9 protein-coding genes are annotated in these 10,637 nt (G+C 72.6%); 3 read left to right on the plus strand and 6 right to left on the minus strand.

Going from position 1 to position 10,637, the window contains the following annotated elements; translation table 11 throughout:
* The first annotated feature begins 365 nt into the window (after positions 1–365).
* Positions 366–1,535, plus strand: a complete 1,170-nt coding sequence (locus ABZY44_RS17405) for a hypothetical protein (protein WP_356654587.1) — start codon at positions 366–368, stop codon at positions 1,533–1,535.
* A 289-nt stretch (positions 1,536–1,824) separates the two neighbouring features.
* Here the strand turns inward: ABZY44_RS17405 and hflX are convergent, their stop codons facing one another.
* The 6 genes from hflX to miaA form a co-directional block, all read right to left on the minus strand.
* Positions 1,825–3,333, minus strand: coding sequence for a GTPase HflX (hflX, locus tag ABZY44_RS17410; RefSeq protein WP_356654589.1), 1,509 nt, complete (start codon positions 3,331–3,333; stop codon positions 1,825–1,827).
* A 162-nt stretch (positions 3,334–3,495) separates the two neighbouring features.
* Complete coding sequence (locus ABZY44_RS17415; protein WP_356654591.1) at positions 3,496–4,947, minus strand: M1 family metallopeptidase; 1,452 nt, start codon at positions 4,945–4,947, stop codon at positions 3,496–3,498.
* A 75-nt stretch (positions 4,948–5,022) separates the two neighbouring features.
* Complete coding sequence (locus ABZY44_RS17420) at positions 5,023–7,140, minus strand: HD domain-containing protein (RefSeq protein ID WP_356654593.1); 2,118 nt, start codon at positions 7,138–7,140, stop codon at positions 5,023–5,025.
* 140 nt (positions 7,141–7,280) lie between these two features.
* Positions 7,281–8,165 (minus strand): diaminopimelate epimerase, encoded by an 885-nt coding sequence (gene dapF / locus ABZY44_RS17425; protein WP_356654595.1) that lies wholly within the window; start codon positions 8,163–8,165, stop codon positions 7,281–7,283.
* A gap of 58 nt (positions 8,166–8,223) precedes the next feature.
* Positions 8,224–8,736 (minus strand): hypothetical protein, encoded by a 513-nt coding sequence (locus ABZY44_RS17430; RefSeq protein ID WP_356654597.1) that lies wholly within the window; start codon positions 8,734–8,736, stop codon positions 8,224–8,226.
* 131 nt (positions 8,737–8,867) lie between these two features.
* Positions 8,868–9,806, minus strand: coding sequence for a tRNA (adenosine(37)-N6)-dimethylallyltransferase MiaA (gene miaA, locus ABZY44_RS17435; protein WP_356654599.1), 939 nt, complete (start codon positions 9,804–9,806; stop codon positions 8,868–8,870).
* Positions 9,807–10,028: 222 nt separating this feature from the next.
* Between miaA and ABZY44_RS17440 the strand changes: the two genes are divergently transcribed.
* Positions 10,029–10,247, plus strand: coding sequence for a gliding motility protein (locus ABZY44_RS17440; protein ID WP_356654601.1), 219 nt, complete (start codon positions 10,029–10,031; stop codon positions 10,245–10,247).
* Between the two features lie 23 nt (positions 10,248–10,270).
* The gene (locus ABZY44_RS17445; protein WP_356654603.1) at positions 10,271–10,516 is read left to right on the plus strand and encodes an antitoxin; all 246 of its coding nucleotides are present in this window, start codon (positions 10,271–10,273) and stop codon (positions 10,514–10,516) included.
* Positions 10,517–10,637 lie beyond the last annotated feature (121 nt).

Below are 10,637 nucleotides of genomic sequence, written 5' to 3' on the forward strand. Positions count from 1 at the left end.
TCTCCGGTCCTCTTCCGTTGCGCACGCGCCCGCGGTGCACTTCCCGCCTGGGACTGCCCCGCACTTCCCATGGGCCTGCCCTGTACTTACCGCGCGCCCCCGACGCGCCCGCGGTGCTCATCGGGTGCGGTCGGGCCGCTCGTGCGGAGCGCGCCTCGAACACTCACGCCGCTCACCCATCCCCCGTACGTACCAACGACGGTGACGGCGACGGATCACGGGTGGACCCAAGATCCTTGCCCCGCTGCGGGACGAGCTCCGGTTCCACGGAACCGTCGCCCCGGCCTGTGCCGTCCCTCACGGCAGCGGCATAGTGGGGGGCTGCAACCCAGGCACCATCCCGAACCACCAGGGGGATTCACGACATGCGACCGATCCGACCGGTCACCGCGATCCTGTGCTCGGCCGCGCTCGCACTCACCGCTGCGGCCTGCGGACCCGGCGACGGTGAGACCGACGCCAAGCCGACCGTGGCCTCGAGCCTTCCGACCAGCATCGACGGGGTCAAGATCCCGGACGGGCTCAAGGACAAGCTCAAGGAGCACGGCATAGACCTGGAGAAGTGGAAGGGGGGCGCGTGGAAGAACTGGAAGAAGGAGGACTGGCTCCGCGAGGCGGGCGACTACATCAACCCGATCATCGAGGACCTGTGGGACCCGGACCGGATGCGTGACGCCGACAAGACGCCGCAGCCCCCGGCCGTCGACCCGGACGCGGGCAAGGACCAGGGCGTCACCGACCCGGTCCCCGCCGCGGTGGCGGCGAAGGCGGCGACGCCGCCCTACCACCAGAGCGTCCCGGCCTCCGGCAAGGTGTTCTTCGACGGTCCCGAGGGCTCGATGGTCTGCTCGGCTACCGTGGTCAAGGACCCGGCGCATCCCGGCAAGTCCAACATGGTCTGGACGGCCGGCCACTGCGTGCACGCGGGCAAGGCCGGCGGCTGGTACCGCAACATCGCCTTCGTGCCGTCGTACAACAACACCGGCAAGCCGGCGGCGGCGCTCAAGGGCGCTCCGCGCGAGGAGGTGGCTCCGTACGGCGTGTGGTGGAGCGACTGGGCGCAGACCTCCGACCAGTGGATCGCGACGGGCGGTCCGACCGGCGGCGCGGGTGCCCCGTACGACTTCGCGGTCCTGCACGTGACTCCCGAGAAGGGCGGCGGCAAGTCGCTGGAGGAGACGGTCGGTACGGCGCTGCCCGTGGAGTTCAACGCCCCGGCGGCGCCGAAGGTAGCGAGCATGACGGCCACGGGTTACCCGGCGGCGGCTCCGTTCGACGGCCAGAAGGCCTTCCAGTGCACCGACAAGCCGGGCCGGCTGTCGCTGAACACGACCGACCCCACGATGTACCGCATCGGCTGCACGATGACCGGCGGTTCCTCGGGCGGCGGCTGGGTGGCGACGGGCTCCGACGGCAAGCCGGCGCTGGTGTCGAACACCTCCATCGGTCCCGCCAAGGCCACCTGGCTGGCCGGACCGCGGCTGGGCCCGGAGGCGAAGGGCATCTTCGACGCGGTGAGCGGCAAGTTCAAGTAGCCGCCGCAGCAGCCGGGGCCATCGCAGGGCAGCAGGTGTCGTATGCCCCGTGCGCGTCGTACGCGTACGGGGCAGGAGCGGAAGCAGGAGCAGGCAGAGGAGCTGCGGGCGCAGCAGGACGCGCGGGAATCGCGCTCACAGGAGTGGCCGCGGGCCGGGCCCTCCGCCGCCCGCGACCGCACGACCGCACGAAGGAGGGCCCCCGCGTCCCGCGGGGGCCCTCCTTCGTTCCTCGACGACCGCGCACAGCGCGCGCGGCCGCATCCGGCGCGGCCCGGAGGCCGCCGCCTCAGTGCTTGGCGAGCACGTACGGAGCGAACTCCGACGCCAGTTCCGCGTGTACCCGCGCCTTGAGCAGCGTGCCCTCCGCCGTGTGCTCCTCGGAGATCACCTCGCCCTCGGCGTGGGCGCGGGCGACCAGTGAGCCCCGCGTGTACGGGACCACGGCCTCGACCTCGATCGCCGGCCGCGGCAGCTCGGCGTCGATGAGCGCGAGGAGTTCCTCGATGCCCTGACCCGTGCGCGCCGAGACGGCGATGGAGCGTCGCTCGATCCGCAGCAGGCGCTGGAGCACCAGCGGGTCGGCCGCGTCCGCCTTGTTGATCACCACGATCTCGGGCACCTTGACGGCGCCGACCTCGCGGATGACCTCGCGGACCGCCGCCAGCTGCTCCTCCGGCGCCGGGTGCGAGCCGTCCACGATGTGCAGGATGAGGTCGGAGTCCCCGACCTCCTCCATCGTGGAGCGGAACGCCTCGACGAGGTGGTGCGGCAGGTGCCGGACGAAGCCGACGGTGTCGGCCAGGGTGTAGATCCGGCCCGACGGGGTCTCGGCCCGGCGCACGGTCGGGTCGAGGGTGGCGAACAGCGCGTTCTCCACCAGTACGCCCGCGCCCGTGAGGCGGTTGAGCAGCGAGGACTTGCCGGCGTTGGTGTATCCGGCGATGGCGACCGAGGGCACCTTGTTGCGGCGCCGTTCCTGCCGCTTGATGTCGCGGCCGGTCTTCATCTCCGCGATCTCCCGGCGCATCTTCGCCATCTTCTCGCGGATCCGGCGCCGGTCGGTCTCGATCTTGGTCTCACCGGGACCTCGGGTGGCCATGCCACCGCCGCCGCCGCCACCCATCTGCCGGGACAGCGAGGCGCCCCAGCCGCGCAGTCGCGGCAGCATGTACTGCATCTGCGCGAGCGCGACCTGTGCCTTGCCCTCCCGGGACTTGGCGTGCTGGGCGAAGATGTCGAGGATGAGGGCGGTCCGGTCGACCACCTTCACCTTGACGACGTCTTCGAGGGCGATGAGCTGGCCGGGGCTGAGCTCGCCGTCGCAGACGACGGTGTCGGCGCCGCTCTCCATGACGATGTCGCGCAGCTCGCGGGCCTTGCCGGAACCGATGAAGGTGGCCGGGTCGGGCTTGTCGCGGCGCTGGATCACGCCGTCGAGGACGAGCGCGCCCGCCGTCTCGGCGAGGGCGGCGAGTTCCGCGAGGGAGTTGTCCGCGTCCTGCGCCGTGCCGGAGGTCCACACGCCGACGAGTACGACCCGCTCCAGGCGGAGCTGCCGGTACTCGACCTCGGTGACGTCTTCGAGCTCGGTGGAGAGGCCGGCGACACGGCGCAGGGCCGCGCGCTCGGAGCGTTCGTACTGCGCGCCGTCCCGGTCTCCGTCGACCTCGTGGCTCCAGGCGACGTCCTCTTCCATCAGGGCGTCGGCCCGAAGGCTCTCGGTGAAGCTCTGCGGGTCCGCCGCACCCTGTGCGTCGTCCCGCGCGTCCTGGGAAGGGGAAGAAGAGGAGGTCATTGGTTCCTTACGTCGATTGCGAATGCGTCCGCGCCGGGCGAAGCGGAGCCGAGGCCAAAGCTACTCCGGCGCGTGACATAACACTGTCATGTCCAACGTGTGACACCATCCGGAGATTCCCAGCGGCGGCCCCTCGATGGTGGCATGCCCGTTCCGCGCACGTCACACGCTTTTCGGCGCGCCCCACTCCGGGTGCCCCGGCATCGCGGGCGTCGTCTTTCCGTACAGCCACGGCTCCAGGAAGGCCGCCAGGTCCCGGCCGGCCTCCCGCGAGGCCAGGCGTACGAACTCCTCCGTACCGGCGGTGGAGTCCCGGTGGTCGGCCACCCAGCGCCGCTCCACCCGGTCGAAGGCCTCGGCCCCGATCTCCTGCCGCAGGGCGTAGAGGATCAGCGCGGCCCCGTCGTAGACGGCGGGCCGGAACAGCCCGATCTTCTGTCCCCGGGGGGCCGGCTTCGGTGCGGCCGGCGGCCCGCCGTCCGACCGCCACTGGTCGGAGCGCTGGTACGCCTCGCGCATCCGCCGCTCGAGGGAGTACGTGCCGAGTCCGTCCGCGTACAGGGCCTCGTACCACGTGGCGTGGCCCTCGTTGAGCCACAGGTCCGACCAGGTCCTCGGGGTCACGCTGTCTCCGAACCACTGGTGGGCCAGTTCGTGGACCATGACGGACTCCACGTACCAGTCGGGGTATCCGCCGGCTCCCGAGAACAGCCCGCTCTCGAACAGCGAGAGCGTCTGCGTCTCCAGCTCGAAGCCGGTCCTGGCCTTCGCGATCAGGACCCCGTAGTTCTCGAAGGGGTACCGGCCGACCCGCGCCTCCATCCACTCCACGTGCCCGGCGGTCTTCTTCAGCCACGGCTCCAGGCGCTCGCGGTCCGCCGCCGGAACCACGTTGCGCAGCGGCAGCCCGTGCGGCCCGGTGCCGTGCACGACGGCCGAGGAGCCGAGCGAGACCTGGGCGAGCTCGGTGGCCATCGGGTGGAGCACGTGGTACGTCCACGTGGCCGCCGCGCCCGCGCGGGGGGACGGGAGCAGGCCCGGCACCCCGTTGGCCACGGCCGTCACCCCGGCGGGCGCGGTGATCCGGAAGGTGAAGTACGCCTTGTCGGCGGGGTGGTCGTTGCACGGGAAGACCCGGTGGGCGGCGTCGGCCTGGTTGGCCATCGCCAGTCCGTCGTCGGTGACGACCCAGCCGCCGTCGGCGGCGCGGCCGCGCGGATCGCTCGTGTGCCGGACCGTGATGTGCAGGGGCGCGCCCTGCTCCACCGGCCGGGCCGGGGTCAGCACGAGGTCCTCGCCGACGCTCGCGAACCGCGCCGGCTCCCCGTTGACCTCGGCGGACGCCACCTTGCCGTGGGTGAAGTCCAGGTTGACGGACTCGAGCCGCGTGAGGGTGCGGGCGTCGATGACGGTGACCGCGTCGAGCGGGGTGCGGTTGTCCTTGTACGCGAAGGACAGGTCGTACGCGAGCACGTCGTACCCGGGGTTCCCTAGCTCCGGGAACAGCGGGTCGCCGATGCCCAGCGCCTCGGGCGGGGGCACGACGGCGGCGACGAGGGTGAGGGAGGCCGCGGCGAGCAGGGCGGCGCGCAGGCGCGGGGAGGTGAGCTGCATCCCCCACCGGATACCAGCGCCCGTCACGCGCCCGCGAACGGCGCGCGACGGCTCCACCCGAAAGGAGCGGGCGCGCTACGCCCGGCTGACGTCGTACACGCCCGGCACGTCCCGCATGGCCCGCATCAGGGCCTGGAGGCCCGTCGCGTCGGGCAGCTGGAGGGTGTAGCTGTGCCGCACGCGCTGCTCGACCGGCGGTTCGACGGTGGCGGAGACGACTTCGACGCCCTCACGGGCGATGGCCTCGGTCAGATCGGCCAGCAGGTGCGGGCGGCCGAACGATTCGGCGAGCAGCGTGACCCGGCAGTCCGCGGTCGCCCGCCAGTGCACGGCGACGGGGGCCCGGCCCACCGCCCGCATCTGGGCGACCGTCGCGCAGTGGACGCGGTGCACGGTGACGGCCCCGCCCCGTACGACGAAGCCCTCCACCGCGTCCGGCGGCACCGGTGTGCAGCACCCCGCGAGCCGCACGGGGGCGTCCGGCAGGTCGGCGACGGCGTTGCCGCCGCCGCCCCGGGCCCCGATCACCGACAGCGGCGGCCGTGGCGCGGCGGCGGCGGGCCCTGCCCCGTCGGGGTGGGACGCCAGCCAGCTGCTGACGGCGATCCGGGCGGCCGGGGTCTTGGCGTGCTCCAGCCAGTCGGCGGCGGGCCCCGAGGAGGCGTCGTGCGAGAGCAGCAGCTGGACGGTGTCCCCGTCCGAGAGGCGGGAGGAGAGGGAGGTGAGGCGCCCGTTGACGCGGGCGCCGATACAGCCGTGGGCCGCCTCGCCGTGCTGCGCGTAGGCGGCGTCGATACAGCTGGCGCCGGCCGGCAGGCCGAGCGTGCCGCCGTCGGCGCGGAACACGGTGATCTCGCGGTCCTGGGCCAGCTCCGAGCGCAGGACGTTCCAGAAGGTGTCGGGGTCGGGCGCCGACTGCTGCCAGTCGAGCAGCCGCGACAGCCAGCCGGGCCGCGTCGGGTCCACCCGCTCCTCGTCGCAGTCGGCGGCGGCCGGTGACGTGACGGCCGGTGACGTCGCGGCCGCGGCGGCGGTCGCCGTCGCCGTGTAGGGATTGCCGAGCGCCACCACCCCCGCCTCCGCGACCCGGTGCATCTGCCGGGTCCGCACGATCACCTCGGCGACGTACCCCTCGGGCGTGGCGAAGGCGGTGTGCAGGGACTGGTAGAGGTTGAACTTCGGGGAGGCGATGAAGTCCTTGAACTCCGAGACGACGGGGGTGAAGCAGGTGTGCAGCTCCCCCAGCACCCCGTAGCAGTCGGCGTTCTCCGCCACGAGGACCAGCAGGCGGCCGAGGTCGGAGCCGCGCAGCTCCCCGCGCTTGAGGGAGATCCGGTGCACGGAGACGAAGTGCCGGGGCCGTACGACCACCTCGGCGGCGATGCCCGCGTCGCGCAGAACGGCGCGCACGGCGCCGGCGATGGCGGGCAGCGGGTCGCGGTCCCCCGCGTGGGCCGCGATGAGCGCGCGGGTGTGCGCGTACTCCTCGGGGTGCAGGATCGCGAAGACGAGGTCTTCCAGCTCGGTCTTGAGGGCCTGGACGCCGAGCCGTTCGGCGAGCGGGATCAGCACGTCCCGGGTCACCTTGGCGATGCGCGCCTGTTTTTCGGGGCGCATCACGCCGAGGGTGCGCATGTTGTGCAGCCGGTCGGCGAGTTTGATGGACATCACGCGGACGTCGTTGCCGGTGGCGACGAGCATCTTGCGGAACGTCTCGGGCTCGGCGGCGGCGCCGTAGTCGATCTTCTCGACCTTGGTGACCCCGTCGACGATGAAGCAGACCTCCTCGCCGAACTCCTCGCGGACCTGATCGAGGGTCACATCGGTGTCCTCGACCGTGTCGTGGAGCAGAGAGGCCGTCAAGGTCGTGGTCTCGGCGCCGAGTTCGGCCAGGATGAGGGTCACGGCGAGGGGATGTGTGATGTACGGCTCACCGCTCTTGCGCATTTGACCGCGGTGCGAGGTCTCCGCGAGGAGGTAGGCGCGGCGCAGCACGGACAGGTCCGCGTCCGGATGGTGGGCGCGGTGCGCCTCGGCGACATGGCCGATGGCGTCCGGCAGCCGGTCGCGGGACGTGGGGCCGAGCAGTGCGGCGCGTCCGAGTCGTCGCAGGTCAAGCCTGGTCCGGCCCCGTCTGCGCAGTTCAGGGAGCGCTTCGGGGCGTGCTTCGGGGTTCGTGGCCTCTGCACTCATGGGCACCTCCGACGGCTTCGGCCGGCGGTGGTGGGCATGGGGTGAGCCCTCAGGGCCGGTGCCTGATATTACCGACCCCACCACGTGGCGCAGTCCACCTCTCGCTCAGCGTGAAACGGATCACCCGTGAGAGGGAAGCTTCAGACGAAAGCCGTTTCGGTGAGCCAGGCCGGATCGAACTCGCCCTCGGCCACGATGACGGCCGGTCCGGCCATCTCGATCCGCCCGTCGGGGTGCTCGGTGATGACCAGCGTGCCGCCGGGCAGATCGACCGTGTACGCGACGGGCGTGCCGGTGACGGCCGGGTCCGCGCCGTCGCGGCGGATGGCGGCCACGGCGACCGCGCAGGCGCCGGTGCCGCAGGAGCGGGTCTCGCCGGAGCCGCGCTCATGGACGCGCATGGCGACGTGCCGGGGGCCGCGGTCGACGACGAACTCGACGTTGACGCCCGTCGGGTAGGCGGACGCCGGGCTGTACGGGGGCGGGTCCAGCAGGTTCCCGGCGTCGTCCAGGCTGTCGACGAACGCCACCGCGTGCGGGTTCCCCATGTTGACGTTGCGCGCGGGCCAGGAGCGGGCTCCGACCGAGACGGTGACCTCGCCCTCGGGCAGCTCGGCGCGGCCCATGGAGACGGTCACGTCACCGGCCTTGTCGAGGTGCACCCGCTTGACGCCGCCCCGGGTGGCGACGGCCAGGTCCCCGGGCTCGGCGTGCCCGGCGTGCTGGAGGTAGCGGGCGAAGACGCGGACGCCGTTGCCGCACATCTCGGCGACGGAACCGTCGCTGTTGCGGTAGTCCATGAACCATTCGGCCTCGCCGGCCATGTGCGCCGCCTCGGGGTGCGCGGCGGAGCGCACGACGTGCAGCACGCCGTCCGCGCCGATGCCGGCCCGCCGGTCGCACAGGCGCCGCACGGCGGACGCCGGCAGCTCGACGGCGTTGTCCGGGTCCGGGACGATCACGAAGTCGTTCTCGGTGCCGTGGCCCTTGAGGAAGGGGAGCGAGGAGGGGCTGGTCTGCGTCACCCGCCCATCGTACCGAGCCCGCCGCAACCGCAGGCGGGCCACTACCGCAGGCCGGCCACTACCGCAGGCGGGCCACCCGGTACACCGCCAGCGCCACGACGGCCAGCGCGGCCAGCGCGTACAGCGCGGCCACCCGCCAGTCGGAGCGGAGCCCGGACCCGCGCGCCGAGAGTCCCGGCAGGGCGTAGCCCACGCGGCGCGCGGCCATCATGCCCCAGCCGCCCGCGCAGCAGCTGATGAGGAATCCGAGCATGGCGACGACCGCTCCGCCGTCCCCGAACTCGAAGGCGAGCGGGAAGGCGAACATCAGGGAACCGGCCGCGGCCAGTACGACGATGGGGCCGATCTGCCACAGGCGCAGCCGCCGCTGCGGGCGCAGTTCGACCTCGAACTCGGGGGCGCCGGCGGCCTCCGCCTCGGCGCGGTCCGGTACGTCCGGGCCGTCGGGGGTCAGTCGCGCGGGCTCCGCGGGCAGTCCGAGCCCGTCGGCTTCCACGGGCCCGCCGAGGAGCAGCGGGTCCGCTTCCCGTCGGGTGTCGTCCCGATCGGTGTCACGAGGGCCGGCCTCCATCGCCACACGCCCTCCCCACTCGGACTTCGTACGCCGTGTACCCCGCCGGTGACGGCACCGGCGGCAGTTTGATGATGGCACGCCAGCGGGCCCCGGACGGGCGCCCGGGGCGTCCCGATGCCATCACGTGATCAGGCTGTGACCGCTCGTTCGACCAACGACTGCGCGAGTCCGGCCAGTTCTCCCCGGTCGGCCACGGCCCCGCTGAGCCAGTGCACCCTCGGGTCGCGGCGGAACCAGGAGTCCTGCCTGCGGGCGAAGCGCTTCGTGGCCCGCACCGTCTCGGCGCGCGCCTCCTCCTCGGTGCAGGCGCCGGCGAGCGCGGACAGCACCTGCTGGTAGCCGAGCGCCCTGGAAGCGGTGACTCCGTCACGCAGCCCCGCGGCCTCCAGCGCGCGGACCTCTTCCACCAGACCGGCCTCCCACATCCGGTCCACGCGCAGCGCGATCCGCTCGTCGAGCTCGGGCCGGGCGACGTCCACGCCGATCTGGACCGTGTCGTAGACGGACTCGTGGCCGGGGAGGTTGGCGGTGAACGGACGCCCGGTGATCTCGATCACCTCGAGGGCGCGCACGATGCGGCGGCCGTTGCTGGGCAGGATCGCCTGCGCGGCGGCCGGGTCGGCGGCGGCGAGCCGGGCGTGCAGGGCGCCGGGGCCGCGCAGCGTGGCCTCGGCTTCCAGCCGGGCCCGCACCTCTGGGTCGGTGCCGGGGAACTCCATGGCGTCGAGCGCGCCCCGCACGTAGAGGCCGGAGCCTCCGACGAGCACCGGCGTACGGCCCTGGTCGAGCAGCTTGTCGATCTCGGCGCGGGCGAGGCGCTGGTACTCGGCGACGCTCGCCGTCTCGGTGACGTCCCAGATGTCGAGGAGGTGGTGCGGCACTCCGCCGCGTTCCTCGGTCGTCAGTTTTGCGGTACCGATGTCCATCCCCCGGTACAGCTGCATCGAGTCGGCGTTGACGACTTCGCCGTCGAAATGTCGGGCCAGGGCCACCCCCAGATCCGACTTTCCGGCGGCGGTGGGTCCTACGACGGCGATGACCCGCGGAGCGGGGGCTGCTTTCCTCACCGCCCCAGTCTCGCAGCCCGCCGTCAAGGCACCGCCATGTACCCGATCGAGTGAGGTGACGGGGTCTGATCGGGGTCGTTCCCTTGGCGGGGTCGCGGCCCGGCGCACGCCCGGTCGTACGCCCGGCCCGTGACCGGCGCGGGCCGGTCCGTCCCTGGTCCCGCCACGGCCCCGCCACGGCGGGAACTTCACTCACACGAGTAACGTTATATAGGAGTAGACATGGGCATTTTGGACCGGCTTCTCGGCCGCAAGAGCCAGCCGGCGACCGAAGAGGTCGCGGCCGCGGATCTGACGGCGGAGTCCGCGACGGCCGAGGAGGCCGGTACCGAGCCGGCTGCGGCCGAGGAGAAGGACACGGTGGAAGCCGTCGAGATCCCGAAGCAGCAGTCGGCGGAGGTCGCCGCGGACAGCGAGGCCGGCGAGGGTGCCCGTACGTAGCCAACGCCGATGGAAGGTGGCCCATGGGCCTGCTGGACAATCTGAAGGCCAAGCTCGCGCCCGCCAAGGACAAGGTCGGCGGCCTCGCGCAGCAGCACGAGGGCACGATCGCCCAGAACCTGGACAAGGTGGCGAAGGCCGTCGACTCCAAGACCAAGGGCAAGTACAGCGGCCAGATCTCCAGCGGCGCGGACAAGGCGAAGGACGCCCTGGGCAAGATCGCGCACAAGGACACCCCCGGCGGGCCGACGCCGCCCGCGGCTCCCTGACACGGTCCCCGGAGGGGCGCGGCGCCACCGAGAGGGTGACTGGGCGCTGTTCAGCAACGTCTACCAGTCGCTGCTGACCATGCGGACCGGGTCGGACGTCCCGGTGCCCGACGCGGCCTCC

It is taken from the genome of Streptomyces sp. NPDC006544 (assembly GCF_040611715.1).
Taxonomy (GTDB): Bacteria; Actinomycetota; Actinomycetes; order Streptomycetales; family Streptomycetaceae; genus Streptomyces.